General features: G+C 44.4%; 34 protein-coding genes and 2 pseudogenes. 5 read left to right on the top strand and 31 right to left on the bottom strand.

Going from position 1 to position 22,773, the window contains the following annotated elements:
• Positions 1 to 67: 67 nt before the first annotated feature.
• From lysS to cas2, 5 genes and pseudogenes are all read left to right on the top strand, one after another.
• Positions 68 to 1,579 (top strand): lysine--tRNA ligase, encoded by a 1,512-nt coding sequence (gene lysS / locus ACTHUG_RS08995; protein ID WP_049331866.1) that lies wholly within the window; start codon positions 68 to 70, stop codon positions 1,577 to 1,579.
• A gap of 262 nt (positions 1,580 to 1,841) precedes the next feature.
• Complete coding sequence (locus ACTHUG_RS08990) at positions 1,842 to 3,266, top strand: alanine/glycine:cation symporter family protein (protein WP_440386592.1); 1,425 nt, start codon at positions 1,842 to 1,844, stop codon at positions 3,264 to 3,266.
• Between the two features lie 125 nt (positions 3,267 to 3,391).
• A pseudogene (locus ACTHUG_RS08985) lies at positions 3,392 to 3,698 on the top strand (type II CRISPR RNA-guided endonuclease Cas9); the annotation flags it as partial.
• Positions 3,699 to 3,861: 163 nt separating this feature from the next.
• A pseudogene (gene cas1 / locus ACTHUG_RS08980) lies at positions 3,862 to 4,775 on the top strand (type II CRISPR-associated endonuclease Cas1).
• On the top strand, positions 4,768 to 5,094 hold the full coding sequence (cas2, locus tag ACTHUG_RS08975) for a CRISPR-associated endonuclease Cas2 (protein WP_036493500.1): 327 nt from the start codon (positions 4,768 to 4,770) through the stop codon (positions 5,092 to 5,094). The pseudogene cas1 and the gene cas2 overlap by 8 nt, the downstream one beginning before the upstream one ends.
• Positions 5,095 to 5,372: 278 nt before the next feature.
• On the opposite strand, the gene rplQ is transcribed toward cas2, so the two are convergent.
• The 31 genes from rplQ to fusA all read right to left on the bottom strand — a co-directional run bounded on the left by rplQ (position 5,373) and on the right by fusA (position 22,758).
• Positions 5,373 to 5,747, bottom strand: a complete 375-nt coding sequence (gene rplQ / locus ACTHUG_RS08970) for a 50S ribosomal protein L17 (protein WP_036493502.1) — start codon at positions 5,745 to 5,747, stop codon at positions 5,373 to 5,375.
• Positions 5,748 to 5,771: 24 nt separating this feature from the next.
• Entirely contained in the window at positions 5,772 to 6,758 is a 987-nt protein-coding gene (locus tag ACTHUG_RS08965; RefSeq protein WP_440386593.1) for a DNA-directed RNA polymerase subunit alpha, read from the bottom strand.
• Between the two features lie 25 nt (positions 6,759 to 6,783).
• Positions 6,784 to 7,404, bottom strand: a complete 621-nt coding sequence (gene rpsD / locus ACTHUG_RS08960) for a 30S ribosomal protein S4 (protein ID WP_003749296.1) — start codon at positions 7,402 to 7,404, stop codon at positions 6,784 to 6,786.
• Between the two features lie 19 nt (positions 7,405 to 7,423).
• Positions 7,424 to 7,819: a 30S ribosomal protein S11 gene (gene rpsK / locus ACTHUG_RS08955; RefSeq protein ID WP_002216249.1), complete on the bottom strand. Its 396-nt coding sequence runs from the start codon at positions 7,817 to 7,819 to the stop codon at positions 7,424 to 7,426.
• A gap of 19 nt (positions 7,820 to 7,838) precedes the next feature.
• On the bottom strand, positions 7,839 to 8,201 hold the full coding sequence (gene rpsM, locus ACTHUG_RS08950; RefSeq protein WP_003749295.1) for a 30S ribosomal protein S13: 363 nt from the start codon (positions 8,199 to 8,201) through the stop codon (positions 7,839 to 7,841).
• A gap of 67 nt (positions 8,202 to 8,268) precedes the next feature.
• Positions 8,269 to 8,382, bottom strand: a complete 114-nt coding sequence (rpmJ, locus tag ACTHUG_RS08945; RefSeq protein WP_003697674.1) for a 50S ribosomal protein L36 — start codon at positions 8,380 to 8,382, stop codon at positions 8,269 to 8,271.
• An 18-nt stretch (positions 8,383 to 8,400) separates the two neighbouring features.
• Positions 8,401 to 8,619: a translation initiation factor IF-1 gene (gene infA, locus ACTHUG_RS08940; protein ID WP_003684714.1), complete on the bottom strand. Its 219-nt coding sequence runs from the start codon at positions 8,617 to 8,619 to the stop codon at positions 8,401 to 8,403.
• 4 nt (positions 8,620 to 8,623) lie between these two features.
• Positions 8,624 to 9,937, bottom strand: coding sequence for a preprotein translocase subunit SecY (gene secY / locus ACTHUG_RS08935; RefSeq protein WP_049323404.1), 1,314 nt, complete (start codon positions 9,935 to 9,937; stop codon positions 8,624 to 8,626).
• Positions 9,938 to 9,950: 13 nt separating this feature from the next.
• Positions 9,951 to 10,385 (bottom strand): 50S ribosomal protein L15, encoded by a 435-nt coding sequence (rplO, locus tag ACTHUG_RS08930; RefSeq protein WP_003749291.1) that lies wholly within the window; start codon positions 10,383 to 10,385, stop codon positions 9,951 to 9,953.
• Between the two features lies 1 nt (position 10,386).
• A complete protein-coding gene (gene rpmD, locus ACTHUG_RS08925) occupies positions 10,387 to 10,572 on the bottom strand; it encodes a 50S ribosomal protein L30 (protein WP_003684808.1) in 186 nt (61 codons plus the stop codon).
• Positions 10,565 to 11,083, bottom strand: coding sequence for a 30S ribosomal protein S5 (gene rpsE, locus ACTHUG_RS08920; protein ID WP_003684704.1), 519 nt, complete (start codon positions 11,081 to 11,083; stop codon positions 10,565 to 10,567). Before rpsE ends, rpmD begins: the two co-directional genes overlap by 8 nt.
• A 17-nt stretch (positions 11,084 to 11,100) precedes the next feature.
• Positions 11,101 to 11,454 (bottom strand): 50S ribosomal protein L18, encoded by a 354-nt coding sequence (rplR, locus tag ACTHUG_RS08915; RefSeq protein WP_003749287.1) that lies wholly within the window; start codon positions 11,452 to 11,454, stop codon positions 11,101 to 11,103.
• A gap of 13 nt (positions 11,455 to 11,467) precedes the next feature.
• On the bottom strand, positions 11,468 to 12,001 hold the full coding sequence (gene rplF / locus ACTHUG_RS08910) for a 50S ribosomal protein L6 (RefSeq protein ID WP_003749285.1): 534 nt from the start codon (positions 11,999 to 12,001) through the stop codon (positions 11,468 to 11,470).
• Positions 12,002 to 12,014: 13 nt separating this feature from the next.
• Complete coding sequence (rpsH, locus tag ACTHUG_RS08905) at positions 12,015 to 12,407, bottom strand: 30S ribosomal protein S8 (protein WP_003749283.1); 393 nt, start codon at positions 12,405 to 12,407, stop codon at positions 12,015 to 12,017.
• Between the two features lie 14 nt (positions 12,408 to 12,421).
• A complete protein-coding gene (rpsN, locus tag ACTHUG_RS08900; protein ID WP_003684736.1) occupies positions 12,422 to 12,727 on the bottom strand; it encodes a 30S ribosomal protein S14 in 306 nt (101 codons plus the stop codon).
• A gap of 2 nt (positions 12,728 to 12,729) precedes the next feature.
• Positions 12,730 to 13,269 carry a 50S ribosomal protein L5 gene (gene rplE / locus ACTHUG_RS08895; RefSeq protein ID WP_003684750.1) on the bottom strand — a complete coding sequence of 180 codons (540 nt, stop codon included), beginning with the start codon at positions 13,267 to 13,269 and terminating at the stop codon, positions 12,730 to 12,732.
• A gap of 9 nt (positions 13,270 to 13,278) precedes the next feature.
• Positions 13,279 to 13,602 carry a 50S ribosomal protein L24 gene (gene rplX, locus ACTHUG_RS08890; RefSeq protein ID WP_049348887.1) on the bottom strand — a complete coding sequence of 108 codons (324 nt, stop codon included), beginning with the start codon at positions 13,600 to 13,602 and terminating at the stop codon, positions 13,279 to 13,281.
• Between the two features lie 11 nt (positions 13,603 to 13,613).
• Positions 13,614 to 13,982, bottom strand: a complete 369-nt coding sequence (gene rplN / locus ACTHUG_RS08885) for a 50S ribosomal protein L14 (protein ID WP_002215434.1) — start codon at positions 13,980 to 13,982, stop codon at positions 13,614 to 13,616.
• A 227-nt stretch (positions 13,983 to 14,209) separates the two neighbouring features.
• Positions 14,210 to 14,473: a 30S ribosomal protein S17 gene (gene rpsQ / locus ACTHUG_RS08880; protein WP_003749281.1), complete on the bottom strand. Its 264-nt coding sequence runs from the start codon at positions 14,471 to 14,473 to the stop codon at positions 14,210 to 14,212.
• Positions 14,473 to 14,664, bottom strand: a complete 192-nt coding sequence (gene rpmC / locus ACTHUG_RS08875) for a 50S ribosomal protein L29 (protein WP_003684705.1) — start codon at positions 14,662 to 14,664, stop codon at positions 14,473 to 14,475. The genes rpsQ and rpmC overlap by 1 nt, the downstream gene beginning before the upstream one ends.
• Positions 14,664 to 15,080, bottom strand: a complete 417-nt coding sequence (rplP, locus tag ACTHUG_RS08870) for a 50S ribosomal protein L16 (protein ID WP_003749279.1) — start codon at positions 15,078 to 15,080, stop codon at positions 14,664 to 14,666. Before rplP ends, rpmC begins: the two co-directional genes overlap by 1 nt.
• Positions 15,064 to 15,756 (bottom strand): 30S ribosomal protein S3, encoded by a 693-nt coding sequence (gene rpsC, locus ACTHUG_RS08865; RefSeq protein WP_003684753.1) that lies wholly within the window; start codon positions 15,754 to 15,756, stop codon positions 15,064 to 15,066. The genes rplP and rpsC overlap by 17 nt, the downstream gene beginning before the upstream one ends.
• A gap of 9 nt (positions 15,757 to 15,765) precedes the next feature.
• A complete protein-coding gene (gene rplV / locus ACTHUG_RS08860) occupies positions 15,766 to 16,095 on the bottom strand; it encodes a 50S ribosomal protein L22 (RefSeq protein WP_003749277.1) in 330 nt (109 codons plus the stop codon).
• Between the two features lie 8 nt (positions 16,096 to 16,103).
• Entirely contained in the window at positions 16,104 to 16,382 is a 279-nt protein-coding gene (rpsS, locus tag ACTHUG_RS08855) for a 30S ribosomal protein S19 (protein ID WP_002215422.1), read from the bottom strand.
• A gap of 5 nt (positions 16,383 to 16,387) precedes the next feature.
• Complete coding sequence (gene rplB / locus ACTHUG_RS08850; protein ID WP_003684813.1) at positions 16,388 to 17,221, bottom strand: 50S ribosomal protein L2; 834 nt, start codon at positions 17,219 to 17,221, stop codon at positions 16,388 to 16,390.
• Positions 17,222 to 17,226: 5 nt separating this feature from the next.
• Positions 17,227 to 17,541 (bottom strand): 50S ribosomal protein L23, encoded by a 315-nt coding sequence (rplW, locus tag ACTHUG_RS08845; protein WP_003749274.1) that lies wholly within the window; start codon positions 17,539 to 17,541, stop codon positions 17,227 to 17,229.
• Positions 17,538 to 18,158, bottom strand: coding sequence for a 50S ribosomal protein L4 (rplD, locus tag ACTHUG_RS08840; protein ID WP_003684798.1), 621 nt, complete (start codon positions 18,156 to 18,158; stop codon positions 17,538 to 17,540). The genes rplW and rplD overlap by 4 nt, the downstream gene beginning before the upstream one ends.
• Positions 18,158 to 18,802: a 50S ribosomal protein L3 gene (gene rplC, locus ACTHUG_RS08835; protein ID WP_004464584.1), complete on the bottom strand. Its 645-nt coding sequence runs from the start codon at positions 18,800 to 18,802 to the stop codon at positions 18,158 to 18,160. The genes rplD and rplC overlap by 1 nt, the downstream gene beginning before the upstream one ends.
• Positions 18,803 to 19,053: 251 nt before the next feature.
• On the bottom strand, positions 19,054 to 19,365 hold the full coding sequence (gene rpsJ / locus ACTHUG_RS08830; RefSeq protein ID WP_002642322.1) for a 30S ribosomal protein S10: 312 nt from the start codon (positions 19,363 to 19,365) through the stop codon (positions 19,054 to 19,056).
• A 17-nt stretch (positions 19,366 to 19,382) separates the two neighbouring features.
• Positions 19,383 to 20,567 (bottom strand): elongation factor Tu, encoded by a 1,185-nt coding sequence (tuf, locus tag ACTHUG_RS08825; RefSeq protein ID WP_002215366.1) that lies wholly within the window; start codon positions 20,565 to 20,567, stop codon positions 19,383 to 19,385.
• Positions 20,568 to 20,652: 85 nt separating this feature from the next.
• Positions 20,653 to 22,758: an elongation factor G gene (gene fusA, locus ACTHUG_RS08820; RefSeq protein ID WP_036491326.1), complete on the bottom strand. Its 2,106-nt coding sequence runs from the start codon at positions 22,756 to 22,758 to the stop codon at positions 20,653 to 20,655.
• Positions 22,759 to 22,773 lie beyond the last annotated feature (15 nt).

Below are 22,773 nucleotides of genomic sequence, written 5' to 3'. Positions count from 1 at the left end.
CAATTTTTCACTTTATTCAGGCCGTCTGAACACATGGGCAGCCTGACTTATTTTTCCGGAAAACATCATGAGCGAACAAAACAATCCTCAAATCGAGCCGCAGTTGGACGAAAACCAAATCATCGCCCTGCGCCGCGAAAAACTGCACAACATCCGCAAAGAACGCAACGCTTACCCTAACGATTTCAAACGCGACAGCTTTGCCGCCGACCTGCACACCCAATACGGCGAAATCAGCAAAGAAGAACTCGACCCGCAAGGCATTCCCGTCAAAGTGGCCGGCCGTATGATGCTCAAACGTCAAATGGGCAAAGCCAGCTTCGCCACCATTCAAGACGTGACCGGTCAAATCCAGCTTTATTTGAACAACAAAGGCGTGAGCCAAGAAGTCTTGGATGACTTCAACCACTGGGACTTGGGCGACATCGTCGGCGCGGAAGGTACTTTGTTCAAAACCAACCACGGTGAATTGACCGTGCGCGTATCTAATATCCGCCTGCTGTCCAAATCCCTGCGTCCTCTGCCCGACAAACACAAAGGTTTGAGCGATCAGGAAACCAAATACCGTCAACGCTACGTCGATTTGATTGCCAACGAAGAATCGCGCAATACCTTCATCAAACGCAGCCAAATCATCCAATCCGTGCGCAATTTCATGGTGAACGAGCATTATTTGGAAGTCGAAACCCCGATGATGCACCCGATTCCCGGCGGCGCAACGGCGAAACCTTTCGTGACCCACCACAACGCTTTGGACATTCCGCTCTACCTGCGCATCGCGCCCGAGCTGTATCTGAAACGCTTGGTGGTCGGCGGTTTGGAGCGCGTGTTTGAAATCAACCGCAGCTTCCGCAACGAAGGCATGTCCGTGCGCCACAACCCTGAATTCACCATGATCGAATTCTACGAAGCCTTCTCCGACTACGAGCGCATGATGCAGATGGCGGAAGATATCATCCGCAACGCTTCCCGCGCGGTAAACGGCACGGCGAAAATCAGCTACAACGGCAAAGAAGTCGATTTGGAAAGCCCGTTTGAACGCCTGACCATTCTCGAAGCCATCAAAAAATACAATCCGCACTACACCGACGAGCAGTTGAACGATGAAGAATGGCTGAAAAAAGAAATCGTCAAACACGGTGAAAGTCTGCCTCCGTCTCCGGGCATCGGCAGCCTGCAACTTGCCCTGTTTGAAGGTTGCGCCGAGGGCAAACTATGGAACCCGACTTTCATCATTGACTACCCTGTCGAAGTGTCGCCATTGGCACGCGCATCCGACAGCAAACCGGGTCTGACCGAGCGTTTCGAATTGTTCGTTGTCGGCCGTGAGCTGGCAAACGGCTATTCCGAGTTGAACGATCCCGAAGACCAAGCCGAACGCTTCAAAGCGCAAGTAGCACAAAAAGACGCCGGCGACGACGAAGCCATGCACTACGATGCCGACTACATCCGCGCGATGGAATTCGGCCTGCCGCCGACAGGCGGCTGCGGCATCGGTATCGACCGCTTAGTAATGTTGCTGACCGATTCGCAAACCATCCGTGACGTGATTCTGTTCCCGCAAATGCGTCCCGAATAACGCATTGAAATAAAATCAAGGCCGTCTGAAAACAAGACTCTGTTTTCAGACGGCCTTTTTGTTCAAATATGTAAAACGGGAAAATTAAAATCGATAAATCCTTTACACCATAATAATAAAATTACATGATAATCAAAAAGATAATATAAAAAAGAATATGTAAACGTTTTTCAGTTTGTTGACAGTCTGCTAGAATACATCCAGTTACAGACAGCCTCCACACACAGGCCGTCTGAAAATACAGAAACTCTGAAAGGTTTGTATGGATCAATTTTTCGAACAGCTTCACGGCTGGGTAAACGCCATCAACGACCCAATGTGGTCGGGGTTGGTATATATGCTTTTAGGCGCAGGCCTCTTTTTCACCGTTACCACCGGTTTTGTACAATTCCGCCTCTTCGGCCGCAGTATCAAAGAAATGTTGGGCGGCCGCAAACAAGGTGATGATCCGCACGGAATCACACCATTCCAAGCATTCGTTACCGGCTTGGCCAGCCGCGTAGGCGTGGGCAACATCGCCGGCGTGGCGATTGCCATCAAACTCGGCGGGCCGGGTGCGGTATTCTGGATGTGGGTAACCGCCTTAATCGGCATGAGTTCGGCGTTTGTCGAATCTTCACTGGCCCAACTCTTTAAAGTCCGGGACTACGACAACCACCACTTCCGCGGCGGTCCTGCCTACTACATCACTCAAGGCCTGGGACAAAAATGGCTGGGCGTTTTGTTCGCCCTGAGCCTGATTTTCTGTTTCGGCTTTGTATTTGAAGCCGTACAGACCAATACCATCGCCGATACCACCAAAGCGGCATGGGGCTGGGATCAACACTATGTCGGTGTCGCCCTGGTCATTCTGACTGCCCCGATTATCTTCGGCGGTATCCGTCGCGTATCTAAAGCCGCGGAAATTATCGTTCCGCTGATGGCGGTTTTATATCTCGTCATAGCACTCTTCATCATTGCTACCAATATTTCCCTGATTCCTGACGTGTTCGGTCAGATTTTCTCCAACGCGTTCAACTTTGATTCGGCTGCAGGAGGTTTCCTCGGCGGTCTGATTTCGATCACCATGATGCAGGGTATCAAACGCGGCCTGTATTCCAATGAGGCGGGTATGGGTTCCGCGCCGAACGCCGCAGCCGCAGCCGAAGTAAAACACCCCGTCTCCCAAGGCATGATTCAAATGCTGGGCGTTTTCGTCGATACCATCATCGTCTGCTCATGCACCGCCTTTATCGTCTTGACCTATCAACAGCCTTACGGCGACCTGAGCGGTGCGGCGCTAACCCAAGCGGCAATCGTCAGCCAGGTAGGCGAATGGGGAGCGGGCTTCCTTGCTGCCATCCTGTTTATGTTTGCCTTTTCAACCGTTATCGGCAACTATGCCTATGCCGAGTCCAACGTCCAATTCATCAAGAGCCATTGGCTGGTTACCGCCGTTTTCCGTATGCTGGTTTTGGCATGGGTCTACTTCGGTGCAGTTGCCAACGTACCCTTGGTATGGGATATGGCAGACATGGCCATGGGCATCATGGCATGGATTAACCTCGTTGCTATCCTGCTCCTGTCCCCACTTGCCTTCCTGCTGTTGAAAGACTACACAGCCAAGCTGAAAATGGGCAAAGACCCAGAGTTCAAACTCTCTGAACACCCGGGCTTGAAACGAAAAATCAAATCCGATATCTGGTAAAACCAAAGGCCGTCTGAAATTTCAGACGGCCTTTTTAATCCCTGCCATTTAGACAAAACGATGCCTCTTAAAGCAGAAGCCTTAAGGGGCAGAGCGTTGCGGCACATCTTTTCAGACGGCCTTAAAAAAGTATTGAAATCCTGCTGATGACGCAACGCCTGATGCTGTTCAAAAAATATTGGGGCATTGCACCTTTGAACCGACAGAGCCGAAAGCCGCTAAAAACACCTACACAGCCGAAGTTTCATCTGGCTGACCAAGCTGAACAACCTGCGTATTTTAGAGCAAGGCAGCGAGCGGCCATTGACTGATTCTGAGCGTTCTATACTTATGGACGAGCCGTATAAAAAAGTTAACTTATACCGGCGATTGATATTCGTACACATGATACGGATAGCACCAAAGGGAAAAACGGCATTTTCCAAAATGTTGGTGTCAAAACCGCCCTTTCATTCCCAAAATACCAAATTGACGAACTGGGCAAAGAAATCAGACTATGCCGTCTGAAAAAACGCCCGCCTGTCCGTTAAATTAATCCATCCCTGTTTCAGACGGCCTGAAGCAGGGATTTTTATATACAAATAAGGGGAAAAACATGACTTGGCGCAGCCTGCTCATTCAAAACGGCGGCAAACTATCCTTGCAACGCCGGCAACTGCTGATTCAACAAAACGGTGAGTTCCATACCGTACCATTAGAAGACATTGCCGTAATCATCATCGAAAACCGCGAAACCCTGATTACCGCCCCGCTCTTATCAGCCTTAGCCGAGCATGGTACAACCCTGCTGACATGTGACGAGCAGTTCCTCCCTGCGGACAATGGCTGCCTTATGCCCAATATCACCGCCAACTCAAAATCCTCAAGCTGCAGCTAAATATAAGCGAACCCTTAAAAAAGCAACTCTGGCAACATATCGTCCGCCAAAAAATCCTAAATCAAGCATTTGTCGCAGACGAAACAGGCAATGATCTTGCAGCCAAACGGCTGCGCACTTTGGCAGTCGAAGTCCGTTCGGGCGACACCGGAAACCGTGAAGCCCAAGCTGCCGCCCTCTACTTCCAAGCCCTCTTTGGAGAAAAGTTTACCCGTAATGACAACAATACCGTCAATGCCACATTGAACTACACCTACGCCGTACTCCGTGCAGCAGTTGCACGCACCCTGACCTTATATGGTTGGTTACCTGCATTAGGCTTGTTTCATAGAAGCGAACTAAATCCATTCAACCTCGCCGATGACTTTATCGAACCCTTACGCCCATTGGCCGACCTGTTCGTTATACATTTGCATGAACAAGGCCGTCTGAAAACTGATCTGACCCCTAACATCAAACAAAACCTTATCAAGACCCTTCACTGTCAAATCTGCATCGAACGGCAATATTTCAGCACCTTGGCCGCTATCGACAAAATGATTTCTTCATTTCAAGCCAGCATCACCGACAAAAACGCCAAACAGCTGAAATTGCCTGAAATCTTGCCATTGAAAGAATACCAATATGAGTGAGGCCAAATTTATGAGGATTATCGTCTTCTTCGACCTACCGGTTACCACGGCGGCCAAGCGCAAAGCCGCCAATCAATTCCGCCAGTTTTTATTAAAAGATGGATACCAAATGCTCCAACTTTCCGTATACAGCCGTATTGTCAAAGGTCGAGATTCGTTGCAAAAACACCACAATAGACTATGTGCAAACCTGCCACAAGAAGGCTCAATCCGCTGTTTGGAAGTAACAGAAAAGCAATTTGCCACCATGAAACTGCTGTTGGGAGAGCTAAAAACCCAAGAAAAAAGGGTCAATTCAGACCAACTATTATTATTTTAAAGCCACTTTTTTAGTCAAAATAAAACGGGAAACCCTTATAGAATAAGGATTTCCCGTTGGATTATTGTAGCACTGCGAAATGAGAAAGGGAGCTACAACACGCAACGGGGTCAGTACCGGATAAAGTTTATTGTAGCACTGCGAAATGAGAAAGGGAGCTACAACTATATTCACCCCATTGAATGAAACAATAAAATTGTAGCGTTGTAAAATAAAATAGAGACTTCCTAAATGAAAAAAGCACTACCTAAACAGGTAGTGCTTTCATATCAATTTGCTTATTCAGCAGAATCAGCTGCTTTATCAACCAATTCAACCAATGCCAAAGGAGCATTATCACCTTTACGGAAACCGTATTTCAGTACACGAACATAGCCGCCGTTACGAGCAGCAAAGCGTGGACCCAATTCGTCAAACAATTTAACTACAACATCACGATCGCGAGTGCGGTTAAAAGCCAAACGACGGTTTGCCAAAGATGGTTTTTTACCCAAAGTAATCAAGGGTTCAACTACGCGGCGCAATTCTTTTGCTTTCGGCAAAGTTGTCACGATGGTTTCGTGAGTCAACAAGGAATTCGCCATATTGCGCAGCATCGCAGCGCGGTGGCTGCTAGTACGGTTTAATTTGCGGTTGCCATTACGATGACGCATGTCATTATCCTTTAATCTTCAAACTTACGGCTTTTCTAAGCCTACAGGCGGCCAAGCTTCTAATTTGGAACCTAATGTCAGACCTTTAGAGGCCAACACTTCTTTGATCTCATTCAAAGATTTACGACCCAAATTAGGGGTCTTGAGAAGCTCGGTTTCAGTACGTTGAATCAAATCGCCAATATAGTAAATATCTTCAGCTTTCAGACAATTAGCTGAACGTACGGTTAATTCCAAATCATCTACAGGACGCAGCAAGATAGGATCGATAGGAGGCGCTTTTTCTTCAACCTCTTCAACCGGAGTACCTTGCAAATCTGCAAAAATAGACATTTGGTCAATTAAGATACGTGCGGCACTACGTACAGCTTCTTCTGGATCAAGAGAACCATTGGTTTCAATATCTAAAACCAATTTATCCAAATCCGTACGTTGCTCTACGCGTGCAGGTTCAACTTCAAAGCTAACACGACTGATGGGCGAAAAGCTCGCATCCAACTGAATCGCACCAATCTGTTTGTTCTCATCACGCAATACGCGACGACCTGAAACAGATTGATAACCACGACCTTGCTCTACTTTAATTTCCATGTCGATTTGACCATTGTCGGACAAGTGGCAAATAACATGTTCAGGATTGATGATTTCCACATCATGTGGCAAATCAATATCACCGGCTACAACAGCACCGGCACCTGCTTTTTTCAAAGTCAACTGAACTTGATTACGACCGTGAAGCTTAAATACGATACCTTTAATGTTCAAGAGAACGTCAACAACATCCTCTTGAACACCATCAATAGTAGAGTATTCGTGCAATACGCCAGAAATAACTACTTCAGTTGGTGCAAAGCCATTCATGGATGACAGTAAGATACGACGCAAAGCATTACCTAAAGTATGACCAAAACCACGCTCAAATGGCTGCATAGACACCTTAGCTCGAGTAGAAGACAAGGTATCTACATCGATTTGACGAGGTTTCAAAAATTCGGTTGTGCTATTTTGCATTTAACTGTCCCTCATTGAGCTAGCATTATTTAGAGTAGAACTCTACCACCAGCTGTTCATTAATATCGCCAGACAATTCTGAGCGATCCGGCATATTTTTGAATACACCTTCCAATTTGTCGGCATCAACAGATACCCAGCTTGGCAAGCCAATTTGAGTAGCCAAGCTCAATGCCTCTTGGATACGTACTTGTTTCTTAGCTTTTTCACGAACAGCTACAACATCGCCTGCTTTAACTTGGAAAGAAGGGATATTAACAACCTGACCGTTTACAACGATAGCTTTATGAGAAACCAATTGACGTGCTTCAGCGCGGGTAGAGCCAAAACCCATACGATAAACGACATTGTCCAAACGGGACTCCAGCAATTGCAACAGCAATTCACCGGTAGAACCTTTACGACGATCAGCTTCCGCAAAGTAACGACGGAACTGGCGTTCTAACACGCCATAAATACGACGGATTTTTTGTTTTTCACGCAATTGCAAACCGTAGTCTGACAAACGTGGTTTCTTTGCACCGTGCTGACCAGGTGCAGAATCCATTTTACATTTTGAATCCAAAGAGCGACGTGCACTCTTCAAAAACAGATCCGTACCTTCGCGACGTGCTAATTTACATTTAGGGCCAATATAACGTGCCATGTTTTAAATCACTCCAATATTAAATACGACGTTTTTTAGGCGGACGGCAACCGTTATGAGGCAACGGGGTAACGTCAGTAATGCTGGTAATCTTGAAACCAAGAGCGTTTAAAGCACGTACAGAAGATTCGCGACCAGGGCCAGGGCCTTTAATGCGGACTTCTAAATTTTTAACGCCATACTCTTGGGCAACTTTACCAGCTGCTTCTGCTGCAACTTGTGCTGCAAATGGTGTACTTTTACGAGAACCTTTAAAACCAGCGCCGCCAGAGGTAGCCCAAGACAATGCATTGCCTTGACGGTCAGTGATTGTAATGATGGTATTGTTGAAAGATGCATGAACGTGCACAATACCTTCGCTTACGGTTTTACGTACTTTTTTACGTACACGCGAAGCTGTGTTTGCTTTAGCCATTAATCAAATTCCTTAAAATTTATTTCTTACCGGCAATCGCTTTGCGCGGACCTTTACGGGTACGGGCATTTGTGCGAGTGCGTTGACCACGACAAGGCAAGCCACGACGATGACGGAAGCCACGATAGCAACCCATATCCATCAGTCGTTTAATGCTCATCGTTACTTCACGACGCAAATCACCTTCAACTTCATATTTAGCAACTTGCTCACGCAAAGCGTCTAATTGAGCCTCGTCCAAATCTTTTGCTTTAGTAGTAGGAGCAATATTTGCTGCCTCACAAATCAATTTAGCACGAGTCGCACCAATACCATAAATAGCCTGAAGGCCAATTACGATATGGGCATTATTAGGGATATTTACCCCTGCAATACGAGCCATATTTTTTCCTTTTTAGGGCAAAGTATGTCACTATACCATAAAATCAAGAGTTAAGAAAACTAACTTCTTAGCCTTGACGTTGTTTGTGACGTGGGTCAGTACAAATTACGCGAACTACACGATTACGACGAATAATCTTGCAATTGCGACAAATTTTCTTTACAGAAGGTTGTACACGCATTTTATTTCCTTTTATCGTTTATCTTGCTCGGAAAACAATCCGAGCACGGGTTAAATCATAAGGAGTTAGTTCAACTGTTACCTTATCACCTGGAGAAATACGGATATAGTGCATTCGCATTTTTCCAGAGATATGACCAAGTACTACATGATCATTTTCCAGTTTTACTTTAAACGTTGCATTGGGCAAAGTCTCAAGGATTTCACCCTGCATCTGTATGGTATCTTCTTTAGCCATAAGCCTACTTACGTGATAAAGATTTCATATCTGGACGACTCATCAAATCTTCATACTGACTACTCATTACGTAGGAATTGATTTGCGTCCTAAAATCCATTGTAACGACAACCAAGATAAGCAAAGACGTTCCTCCTAAATAGAAAGGCACATTCAATGCTGTCGTTAAAAATTCAGGTATCAGACAGATTGTAGTGATATACAAAGCACCAAATAATGTCAGTCTCAGTACAACTTTTTCCAAATATCTAGAAGTTTGCTCACCCGGGCGAATACCAGGTACAAATGCACCACTTTTCTTCAAATTCTCAGCCATTTCTTTAGGGCTAAATACTAAAGCAGTATAGAAATAGCAGAAGAAGATAATAGTTGTTGCAAATAATACAATATACAAAGGCTGCCCATGTTGCAGCATTGCAGCAACCTTGTGAAGAATAGAATTCGTACTATTTGAACCAAACCAACCTAAAAGAGTAGATGGAAAAAGGATAATACTGGAAGCAAAAATAGGAGGAATAACACCGGCCATATTTAGCTTGAACGGCATATGAATGCTTTGTCCTGGCATCATTCCAGAGCCAAATTGCCTTTTAGCATAATGCACAGGAACCTTACGCTGAGCACTTTCAAAATATACTACAGCATAGATCAACAGCAAAATACCAATAACAATGGATACTGCCATTAACATACTCATAGAGCCTTGTTCAGTCAAAGTCAACAACCGAACAATACCAGATGGAATACCCGATACAATACCTGCTGTAATAATTAAGGAAATGCCATTACCGATACCACGCTCGGTAATCTGCTCCCCCAACCACATCAAAAACATCGTACCTGTAACCAAACAGACTACTGTAGAAATATGAAACTCAAGCGAACTTGTTACAACAACTCCTTGTTGATAAACAAATGTTGCAACACCAAAGCTTTGTAATACAGCCAATAATACCGTCCCATACCTAGTATATTTCGTAATTATTTTCCGACCAGCCTCACCTTCCTTTTTTAAAGCTTTTAAAGAAGGAATGATCTCTGAAGCAAGCTGAACAATAATCGACGATGAAATATAAGGCATGATACCAATTGCAAATATACTAAAGCGCTCCAACGAACCACCCGAGAACATATTTAACATTCCGAATATGCCGTTTGCAGCGCCTTCGTATAACTTAGCTAATGCAACAGCATCTACGCCCGGTACCGGTATATGAGCACCAATACGGAAAACGACTAAAGCTCCTAATAGAAACACTAGACGTTTTTTCAGATCTCCAAATTTGGATAATCCTGATAAAGATTGTTGATTAGCCACTATAGTGCAAGCCTTATTCTTCTACTTTGCCACCAGCAGCTTCAATTGCAGCTTTAGCACCTTTAGTAGCTTTTACACCTTTCAAGGTAACTGCTTTAGAAATCTCACCAGAAGCAATAACTTTTACATTAGAAGCAGTCGCAGGAATTAGACCAGCTTGTTTAAGAACCAAAACATCAATTTCGTTTACAGCAATCAGATTCAACTCACTCAAACGAACTTCAGCATTAGCGGCAGCAGTCAAAGATTTGAAACCACGCTTAGGCAGGCGACGTTGCAAAGGCATTTGACCACCTTCAAAACCTACCTTGTGGAAACCGCCAGCACGGCTTTTTTGACCTTTATGGCCACGACCACCTGTCTTACCCAGGCCACTACCAATACCACGGCCTACACGACGACTAGCGTGAGTAGCACCCTCAGCAGGTTGAATAGTATTCAAAAACATATTAAGACTCCACTTTCAACAAGTAGCTGATTTTATTGATCATACCACGGTTTTCAGGGGTATCTAAAACCTCTACTGTATGCTCACGGCGACGCAAACCTAAGCCACGAGCACAAGCACGATGAGATTCAATTGTACCGATCAGGCTCTTAACCAATGTAACTTTAATCTTTTTTTGCTCAGTCATGGTTAGCTCCCAAAATATCTTCTACTGTCAAGCCACGTTTAGCGGCAATATCAGCAGGGGTATACAGTTTAGACAAACCGTCTAATGTAGCACGTACAATATTGTAAGGGTTAGTAGAACCATGCACTTTAGCTGAGATGTTATGGATACCCATAGCATCAAATACTAAACGCATTGGACCACCAGCTTTTACACCGCTACCTTCTTTAGCAGGTTGCATAAATACTTTAGTAGCGCCATGACGACCAATAACTTCATGATGAATAGTACCATTTTTCAAAGGTACTTTAATCATGGAGCGGCGTGCTTGATCCATTGCTTTTTGAACAGCAACTGGCACTTCTTTTGATTTACCCTTACCCATACCGATGCGACCATCACCATCACCAACAACAGTCAGTGCAGAGAAAGCCATGATACGGCCACCTTTAACTACTTTAGTCACGCGATTAACTGCGACCATCTTTTCAATCAGGCCGTCACCGCGTTCTTCAATTTCATGTTTTGCCATCTGAAAGTCTCCAAATATTAGAAGCTTAAACCATTTTCACGTGCAGCTTCAGCCAAAGCTTTCACACGACCGTGATATTGGAAACCTGAACGGTCAAAAGCAACTTTTTCAACACCTACTGCTTTAGCTTTTTCAGCAATACGCTTACCAACTACAGCTGCTGCTTCAACGTTGCTACCTGATTTCAGGCTACTACGTACTTCAGCTTCCAATGTAGAGGCTTGAGCCAATACTTTATCACCTTCAGCACTAATTACTTGAGCATAAATATGATTATTGCTGCGGAACACACATAATCTTACCATTTTCAAGTCCGCAATACGCGCACGGGTTTTGCGTGCACGACGGAGTCGGGTTGTATGTTTATCCATTAGTGAACCTCAATTATTTTTTCTTGGCTTCTTTCATCACTACTACTTCACCTACATAACGAACACCTTTGCCTTTATAAGGCTCAGGAGAACGGAATGCACGAATTTCAGCAGCGACTTGGCCAACCACTTGTTTATCTGCACCAGTCAAAACGATTTCTGTTTGGCTAGGAGTTTGAACAGAAACACCTTCAGGCATTTCATATACGATTGGATGAGAGAAACCCAAAGATAAGTTCAAAACTTTGCCTTGCGCTTGGGCACGATAACCCACACCAATCAATTGAAGTTTTTTCTCAAAACCTTCAGAAACACCCTTAACCATGTTATTAACCAATGCACGAGCAGTACCAGACATAGCATTAGCCTGTTTACTGTCATTTTTTGCAGCAAAAGTCAATTTACCATCGTTTAGTTCAATAGCAACATCGGAATGCAAAGGAAAGGACAATTCGCCATGTTTACCTTTGATTACCAATGCATCTGTTCCGAATTTTACTTCTACACCAGCAGGAACAGTCACTGGGTTTTTTGCGACGCGTGACATTTACATTTCTCCACTAGGCTACGATGCACAACAACTCACCACCAACACCCTCAGAACGGGCTTTGCGATCAGTCATCACACCTTTAGAAGTACTAACAATAGCAACACCCAAGCCATTCATTACGCTAGGGATCTCGCTTGATGCTTTGTAAATACGCAAACCAGGACGTGAAACACGTTTAATTTGCTCAATCACAGGGCGACCTGCATAGTATTTCAATTGAATTTCCAATACCGGTTTTGCATCAGCAGAAACCGTAAAATCCTCGATATAGCCTTCATCTTTCAGAACTTTTGCAATTGCACATTTCAATTTTGAAGAAGGCATGGCAACAGTTGCTTTATTAGCACGTTGCGCATTGCGAATACGAGTCAACATATCGGAAATAGGATCATGCATACTCATTATTTATACTCCTATTACCAGCTAGCTTTAACAACACCAGGAATCTCGCCACGCATAGCGATTTCACGGATTTTAATACGGCCCAAACCAAATTTACGGAAAGTGCCACGAGGACGACCTGTTAAAGCACAACGACGACGTTGACGTACAGGTGCTGCATTACGAGGAATGGATTGAAATTTCAAACGTGCCTCAAAACGTTCTTCTTCAGTCGCATTAGCATCATTAATAACAGCGAAAATTGCCTCACGTTTAGCTGCAAACTTTTTCGCCAATGCTTGACGTTTCAGCTCACGATTAATAAGTGCTTTCTTAGCCATGATTATCCTTTAAACGGAAACTTGAACAGTGACAACAAAGCTTTCGCTTCTTCATCAGTTTTTGCAGTAGTTGTAATAGTAATATTCAAACCACGCAAAGCATCGATTTTATCGTATTCAATTTCCGGGAAAATAATTTGCTCACGAACGCCCATATTGTAATTGCCACGACCATCAAATGATTTACCACTTACACCGCGGAAGTCACGTACGCGAGGCAATGCAATAGTAATCAAACGATCTAAGAATTCAAACATTTGATCACGACGCAATGTTACTTTGCAACCAACTGGATAGTTATCACGGATTTTAAAACCTGCGATAGATTTACGGGCAACTGTAACAACTGGTTTTTGACCAGCAATTTTCTCTAAATCAGAAACAGCATGCTCCATTACTTTTTTATCAGCAACAGCTTCACCTACACCCATATTCAAGGTAATTTTTTCAATACGTGGAACTTCCATTACTGATTTGTAACCAAATTGTTTAACCAATTCAGGAACAACTGTATCTTTATAAAACTCTCTCAAACGAGCCATGTTATCTCCTTATGCTCCAATGATAGAGCCATTTGATTTGAAGAAACGAACGCGTTTAACTTTGCCTTCATTTTCAATCAGCTTAATACCAACACGGTCTGCTTTATTAGTTTCCGGATTCAGGATTGCAATATTAGAAATATCCAAAGGCATTTCTTTAGTAATAATACCACCCTCAATACCACGCATTGGATTAGGTTTTTGATGGCGTTTGACAACATTCACACCTTCAACAACAACTTTATCACCCAACACTCGAACTACTTGACCTTGCTTACCTTTATCTTTACCGGCAATCACTACAACCTGATCGCCTTTAATGATTTTATTCATCGCGCTATTCCTTATAATACTTCGGGCGCCAATGAAACGATTTTCATAAATCGCTCAGTACGCAATTCACGGGTTACCGGGCCAAAAATACGAGTACCCAGAGGCTCAAGTTTATTATTTAATAACACAGCGGCGTTGTTATCAAATTTAATTAGCGCACCATCAGGACGACGCACACCCTTAGCAGTACGAACAACTACCGCATTGTATACATCACCTTTTTTGACACGACCACGTGGGGCTGCATCTTTAACTGCAACTTTAATAATATCGCCAACAGAAGCGTAGCGACGCTTAGATCCGCCCAATACCTTGATGCACATCACGCGACGCGCACCAGAGTTATCAGCCACATCTAAGATGGTCTGCATTTGAATCATATTAGTACCTTTAAATTAACCAACTTAATTTACCACTTTCATATAACTCGCACCTTACTTTAAGCTGCTTATTAAATGAAACCATCACGGTTCTAGTAAACCAGTCTTGGATCCCGAAGGGAGAGAAACTTCCATAAGAAGCTGGAAGATAAGAAACGAAGTTTACACGCAAATCAAATTTGCTGCAAGACTTCGTTTCTTATTAAGCTACATTACTGTATTTTAAATCAAACAGTACGTGCTTTCTCAACCAATTCTTTGACAACCCAAGACTTGGTTTTTGACAAAGGACGAGATTCTTCGATTACCACTACATCACCGATGCCATATTGATTGCTTTCATCATGTGCATGGATTTTAGTTGATAAACGAATGATTTTACCGTACAGAGGGTGTTTAACTTTACGCTCAACCAATACTGTAACAGTTTTGTCCATTTTGTCGCTTACCACTTTGCCTTGCAAAGTACGAACATTTTTAGCTTCGCTCATTACTTAGCACCTTTTTCAGTTAAAATGGTTTTAATACGAGCAATATCGCGACGTACACGTTTCAACTCGCTAGATTTACCCAACTGACCGGTTGCATTTTGCATGCGCAAGCCAAACTGAGCTTTCAACAAGTCCAACAAATCAGAGTTTAATTGCTCAATAGATTTGTCTTTCAATTCATTTGCTTTCATTATTGACCCACCTGTCTTACCACAAAGGTTGTAGGAATAGGCAATTTGGCAGCAGCCAATTCAAATGCTTCACGAGCCAAAGACTCAGGAACACCGTCCATTTCGTACAATACTTTGCCTGGTTTAATTTCAGCAATGTAATATTCCACATTACCTTTACCGCCACCCATACGAACTTGGATAGGTTTCTCAGTAATTGGTTTATCAGGGAATACACGAATCCAAATGCGACCACCACGTTTAATATGACGAGTCATAGTACGACGAGCAGCTTCGATTTGGCGGGCAGTCAAACGACCACGACCTACGGCTTTCAAACCGAACTCACCGAAACTTACTTTGTTACCGCGAGTAGCAATACCTGTGTTACGACCTTTTTGTTGCTTGCGATATTTCAGTCTAGTTGGCTGCAGCATTACGTCCACCTGCCTTTCTTTGTTTCTTCTCATGCTCAGGTTTAGAAGATTTAATATTACCTTCTGTATAAACCCAAACTTTCAGACCCAGTACACCATAAGTAGTGTGCGCTTCGCTAGTTGCATAATCTACATTTGCACGCAAAGTATGCAAAGGTACGCGACCTTCACGGTACCATTCGCTACGAGCTATATCAGCACCATTCAGACGGCCTGAAGTCATGATCTTGATGCCTTTGGCACCAGAACGCATTGCATTTTGCATTGCACGTTTCATTGCACGACGGAATTGAACACGTTTTTCAAGCTGCTGGGCAATACCATCAGCAATAATTTGCGCATCCAACTCAGGACGGCGAATCTCTTCAATATTTACATGAACTGGCACACCCATCAGAGCTTGCAAGTCACGTTTCAAGATTTCGATATCCTCACCTTTTTTACCAATAACCACACCTGGACGAGCAGAGTGGATAGTGATACGTGCAGATTTAGCAGGACGTTCGATTACTACGCGACCAACTGAAGCATTTGCCAATTTTTTGCGCAAGTAATTACGAACATCAATATCTTGTTTCAAAACAGTTGAAAAGTCGGTGCTTTTAGCAAACCATTTTGAAGCCCAGTCTTTAGTTACCGCCAGGCGAAAGCCTGTAGGGTTAATCTTTTGTCCCATAGCTTTTCCTTAGTTGCCCACTGTCACATTAATATGACAAGTTTGTTTCTCGATGCGGTTACCGCGACCTTTGGCACGAGCTTGGAAACGTTTCAAGCTTGGGCCTTTGTCAACAAAGATAGTTACCACTTTCAGTTCGTCAATGTCAGCACCATTGTTGTGCTCGGCATTAGCGATTGCTGATTCCAATACTTTTTTAATCAGCTCAGCACCTTTTTTAGGGCTGAATGCCAAGATATTCAAAGCTTGGGCAACGTCTTTACCACGAATCAAATCAGCTACCAAGCGAGCCTTTTGAGCTGAAATACGGGCATTTTTATGTTGTGCACTTACTCTCATGATTCACCTTATTTCTTTTTAGCCTTTTTATCGGCCAAGTGGCCTTTAAAGGTACGGGTCAATGAGAACTCACCTAATTTATGACCAACCATGTTGTCACTGATAAACACAGGCACGTGAGTGCGACCGTTGTGTACAGCGATAGTCAGACCAATGAAATCAGGCAAAATGGTAGAACGACGTGACCAAGTTTTAATTGGGCGTTTGTCGTTGCTTGCACGAGCAGCATCTACTTTTTTCAGCAAATGCAGGTCTACATATGGGCCTTTTTTTAATGAACGAGCCATACTAATTAACCTTTATTTGAGTAACGACGACGAACAATCATGTTATCCGTGCGTTTGTTATTACGAGTGCGGTAGCCCTTAGCAGGAGTACCCCATGGGCTAACCGGTTCGCGAGCTTCACCAGTACGGCCTTCACCACCACCATGTGGGTGATCGACAGGGTTCATGACAACACCACGAACGGTCGGACGAATACCACGCCAGCGGTTAGCACCAGCTTTGCCGATTTTTTTCAGGCTTTGTTCTTCGTTACCAACCTCACCGATAGTTGCACGGCAATTTACGCTAATTTTGCGCACTTCACCAGAACGCAAACGAACTTGAGCGTAAGCACCTTCTTTTGCAAGCAATACCGCAGAAGCACCAGCTGAACGGGCAATTTGTGCACCTTTACCTGGTTTCATTTCAATACAGTGAATAGTTGTACCAACTGGAATATTGCGAATCGGCAGAGTGTTACCTACTTTGATAGCGGCTTCAGCACCGGAAACCAATACTGCGCCGGCTTGAATACCACGAGGAGCAATGATATAACGACGCTCACCATCTGCATAACACAACAATGCGATAAATGCAGTACGGTTAGGGTCATACTCGATACGCTCTACTTTTGCAGGGATACCGTCTTTGTTACGTTTAAAATCTACAACACGGTAATGGTGTTTATGGCCACCACCTTTATGGCGGGTAGTGATATGACCATTGTTGTTACGACCGGCAGTAGAATTTTTCTTTTCCAGCAGAGGTGCATAAGGTGCACCTTTGTGCAAACCTTCTGTTACCACGCGAACCATGCCGCGACGGCCTGCAGAGGTCGGCTTCATTTTAACGATTGCCATTTTGTTTATTCCTTATCTGCAGCTGCAGCAGCGGCTTCCAAATCTAACTCTTGACCGGCAGCCAAGCTTACGTAAGCCTTTTTAACATCGCTGCGACGACCTAAAGTGCGACCAAAACGTTTAATTTTACCTTTAATGGTAACAGTAGTAACGTCTGCAACTTGAACACCGAACAGCAACTCAACTGCTGCTTTAATTTCAGGTTTAGTTGCATTTGCCAAAACTTTAAACGTCATTTGGTTACGTTTTTCAGCCAATACGTTGCTTTTTTCAGAAACGATAGGTGCCAAGATTACTTGAGTCAAACGTTGTTGATTCATACCCATTGCTCCTCTAATTGTGCAACTGCATCTTTAGTGATAACGACTTTTTTGTAACGCAGCAAGCTGTAAGGATCAACTTGTTGAGCTTCCAAAACCAATACGTTAGGCAAGTTGCGTGAAGCCAAGTAAACATTCTCGTCGAGCTGTTTAGTTACAAACAGAACTTGCTCCAAACCCAAGTTTTTCACTTGTTCGGCAAAAACTTTGGTTTTAGGAGTTTCAGCAGTCAATGCTTCGATTGCAAACAAACGTTCGTCACGAGCCAATTGGGACAAAATAGTCGCCATACCGGCACGGTACATTTTACGGTTCACTTTTTGAGTAAAGTTTTCGTCAGGTTTGTTTGGGAATGCACGACCACCTTTACGCCACAGCGGAGAAGAAGTCATACCGGAACGAGCACGACCGGTACCTTTTTGGCGCCATGGTTTTTTAGTAGAGTGGTTTACTTCGGCACGAGTTTTTTGAGCACGGTTACCAGAACGGGCATTTGCCAAATAAGCAGTAACCAGTTGGTGAACCAGAGCTTCATTGTATTCACGAGCAAACAAAGCATCAGAAACAGCCAAGCTGCCAGATACTTGTCCTTTAGCGTCAATTACTTTCAATTCCATTACGCACCTACTTTCACGCTAGGACGAACCACGACGTCGCTGTTAACCGAACCCGGAACAGCACCTTTAACCAACAAGAGTTGGCGTTCAGCATCAACACGCACAACTTCCAATTTTTGAACAGTTGCTTTAGTGTTACCGTATTGACCTGCCATACGTTTACCAGGGAACACACGACCAGGGTCTTGTGCCATACCGATAGAACCAGGAACACGATGAGAACGGGAGTTACCGTGGGAAGTACGTTGAGCACCGAAGTTATGACGTTTGATCGTACCAGAGAAACCTTTACCTTTAGAGGTACCGGTTACATCTACCAATTGACCAACTTCAAACATAGAAACGGTAATTTCATCACCGGCTTTCAATTCAGCCAGTTTTTCTTCAGTCAAAGCAAACTCAACCAAACCGCGACCAGCTTCAACACCTGCTTTAGCAAAGTGACCGGCTTCAGTTTTATTGACACGATTAGCTTTTTTCTGACCAAAGGTAACTTGTACAGCAGTGTAGCCGTCAGTATCTTTGGATTTCACTTGTGTAACGCGGTTGGCAGACATATCCAAAACAGTTACCGGAACAGAAACACCCTGCTCGTCGAACACGCGAGTCATACCAACTTTGCGTCCAACCAGACCTAAAGTCATGATTATTTTCCTTTTAAGTAAAGGGGCGGGCTACGATTGGCCTGCCTTTCAGACAAAGTTAAACTTGATACGGATGTACCAAGTCCGCCATTATAATTGACAAATCAAAGAAATATCAACAAAAATTTCAATTTAACTTCTTAAAACCACCATTTTTTTCGGATGAAGTGTTGCCAAATATCTGAAAATTTTCAGACGGCCTAAGAATTCTATAAAAAACCGAACAGCCAAGCTGTTCGGTTTTTCAGTTCTTATTGAACTTTAATTTCTACATCTACACCTGCTGGAAGATCCAGTTTCATCAGTGCATCAGTAGTTTTGTCAGTCCAGTCCACGATGTCCATCAGACGCAAGTGGGTACGGATTTCCAATTGTTCACGAGAAGTTTTGTTCACGTGAGGAGAACGCAAGATGTTGAAACGTTCGATTTTAGTTGGCAAAGGAATCGGACCTTTAACAACAGCGCCAGTACGTTTGGCAGTTTCAACGATTTCTTGCGCAGAACGGTCAATCAGACTGTAATCATAAGCTTTCAGGCGGATACGGATTTTTTGGTTTGCCATTTATCAATATCCCTCAATTAAGCGATTACAGAAGAAACCACACCCGCACCTACGGTACGACCACCTTCGCGAATCGCAAAGCGCAGACCTTCTTCCATAGCGATAGGCGCAATCAGTTCTACAGTAATGGTTACGTTCTCACCCGGCATTACCATTTCTACACCTTCTTCCAAAGTAACTGCACCAGTTACGTCGGTAGTACGGAAGTAGAATTGTGGGCGGTAGTTAGCGAAGAATGGAGTGTGACGACCACCCTCTTCTTTGCTCAGTACGTATACTTCGGCTTTGAACTTGGTGTGAGGAGTGATAGTACCTGGTTTAGCCAATACTTGACCACGCTCTACGTCTTCACGTTTAGTACCACGCAGCAATACGCCTACGTTGTCACCTGCTTGACCTTCGTCCAGCAGTTTGCGGAACATTTCAACACCGGTACAAGTGGTTTTTTGGGTTTCTTTCAGACCTACAATCTCGATCTCGTCACCAACGTGGATGATACCGCGCTCTACACGACCGGTTACTACTGTACCACGACCGGAGATAGAGAATACGTCTTCAATAGGCAACAAGAAAGGTTTGTCCACAGCACGCTCAGGTGTTGGGATGTAGCTGTCCAAAGCAGCAGCCAGTTCGAAGATTTTTTCTTCGTAAGCAGCATCACCTTCCAAAGCTTTCAGTGCAGAACCTTGTACGATTGGGCAGTCGTCGCCTGGGAAGTCGTAGCTTGACAGCAGGTCACGGATTTCCATTTCAACCAGTTCCAACAGCTCGGCATCGTCAACCATGTCGCATTTGTTCATGAACACGATGATGTAAGGTACGCCTACTTGACGAGCCAACAGGATGTGTTCGCGAGTTTGCGGCATAGGACCGTCAGCTGCGGAACATACCAAGATAGCGCCGTCCATTTGGGCAGCACCGGTAATCATGTTTTTAACGTAGTCGGCGTGGCCCGGGCAGTCTACGTGTGCGTAGTGGCGGGTTTCAGTTTCGTATTCTACGTGAGAGGTATTAATGGTAATACCACGGGCTTTTTCTTCAGGAGCGTTATCGATTTGGTCGTAAGCTTTTGCAGCGCCACCGAATTTTTTAGCCAAAATAGTAGTCAATGCAGCAGTCAGAGTGGTTTTACCATGGTCAACGTGACCGATAGTACCAACGTTTACGTGCGGTTTGCTACGTTCAAATTTTTCCTTAGCCATGAGCTAATTCCTTTACATATAAAGATCGATTAAAGAACAATGGCCGTCTGAAAATTTATTTTCAGTTTCAGACGGCCTTTTCTGATTAGCCTTTACGGGCTTCAGTTACAGCAGCAGCTACGTGAGCAGGAGCTTCAGCGTATTTTTTGAACTCCATGGAGTAAGTAGCACGGCCTTGGGTTGCAGAACGCAGGTCGGTTGAGTAACCGAACATTTCTGCCAGAGGTACTTCGGCACGGACTTTCTTACCACCGATACCGTCATCATCCATACCCAATACAACACCACGGCGACGGTTCAAGTCACCCATTACGTCACCCATGTATTCTTCAGGTGTTTCCACCTCAACTGCCATGATTGGTTCCAACAGAGCTGGGTTGGCTTTACGCATACCTTCTTTGAAGGCTTGAGACGCAGCCAATTCGAAGGCCAGTTGAGAGGAGTCAACGTCGTGTGAAGAACCGAAGATCAAACGCACACGTACGTCAACTACTGGGTAACCGGCAACGATACCGTTAGGCAAAGTATCGCGAATACCTTTATCGACAGACGGAATAAATTCGCGAGGAATCACACCACCTTTAATTTCATCGATAAATTCGTAGCCTGCACCACCTGGTTCCATAGGCTCCATTTTGATCACAACGTGACCGTATTGGCCTTTACCACCAGATTGTTTGGCATGTTTATATTCAGCTTCAACTTCTTTGCGGATGGTTTCACGGTAAGCCACTTGAGGCGCACCGATGTTTGCTTCCACACCGAATTCGCGTTTCATACGGTCAACAATAATTTCCAAGTGCAGCTCACCCATACCGGAAATAATAGTTTGACCAGATTCTTCGTCTGTACGAACACGGAAAGAAGGGTCTTCTTTTGCCAGACGGTTCAGGGCAATACCCATTTTCTCTTGGTCGGCTTTGGTTTTCGGCTCAACGGCAATATGGATTACCGGCTCAGGGAATTCCATGCGTTCCAAGATGATCGGTGCGCTTTCTGCACACAAGGTCTCACCAGTGGTTACGTCTTTCAGACCGATAGCGGCTGCGATGTCACCAGCGCGTACTTCTTCAATTTCAGTACGGTCTGCAGCAGTCATTTGTACCAAGCGACCGATACGTTCGCGAGTACCTTTTACAGAGTTCAATACGGTATCACCGGATTTCACCACACCAGAGTAAACGCGGATGAAAGTCAGCTGACCAACGTATTTATCGTTCAACATTTTGAACGCTAATGCAGAGAATTTCTCTTCATCGCTTGCTTGGCGGCTGTCGGCTTCTTCAGTGTTAGGGTTAACGCCTTGAACTGGAGGAATGTCGGTAGGAGCAGGCAGCAATTCTACAACTGCGTCCAACATACGTTGAACACCTTTGTTTTTAAATGCTGAACCACACAACATTGGTTGAATTTCGCCGGCCAAAGTACGTTGACGCAATGCGCCTACGATTTCTTCTTCAGTCAGCTCATCACCGCCCAAGTATTTGTCCATCAATTCTTCGCTGGCTTCTGCTGCGGCTTCAATCATGTTTTGACGCCATTCTTCAGCAGTCTCAACCAATTCAGCAGGAATATCGCCATAGGTAAAGGTTGTACCTTTATCGGCTTCATTCCAAATAATGGATTTCATTTTCAACAGGTCAACAACACCGCTGAAGCTGTCTTCCGCACCAACCGGAATTACGATAGGTACAGGGTTTGCGCGCAAACGGGTTTTCATTTGCTCAACAACGCGGAAGAAGTTAGCACCTTGACGGTCCATTTTGTTTACAAATGCCAAGCGAGGTACTTGGTATTTGTTAGCTTGACGCCATACGGTTTCAGATTGAGGTTGAACACCGCCTACTGCACAGTAAACCATTACTGCGCCGTCCAATACACGCATAGAACGCTCTACCTCTACGGTGAAGTCAACGTGTCCCGGGGTGTCGATGATGTTGAAACGGTGCTCAGGGAACTGTTTCGCCATACCGGACCAATAAGAAGTCACAGCAGCAGAAGTAATGGTAATACCACGCTCTTGCTCTTGTTCCATGTAGTCGGTAGTAGCTGCGCCGTCATGCACTTCGCCCAATTTGTGAGTCAAACCTGTATAGAACAAAATACGTTCTGTTGTGGTTGTTTTACCCGCGTCAATATGGGCAGAAATACCGATATTGCGATACAGGCTGATAGGGGTCTTACGAGCCATTTTGTTAGCCTTTCG

This window comes from Neisseria sp. P0022.S009, assembly GCF_051956675.1.
Taxonomy (GTDB): Bacteria; Pseudomonadota; Gammaproteobacteria; order Burkholderiales; family Neisseriaceae; genus Neisseria.
Note: the sequence above shows the minus strand (reverse complement) of the source record. Positions and strands in the feature narration are given on the sequence as shown.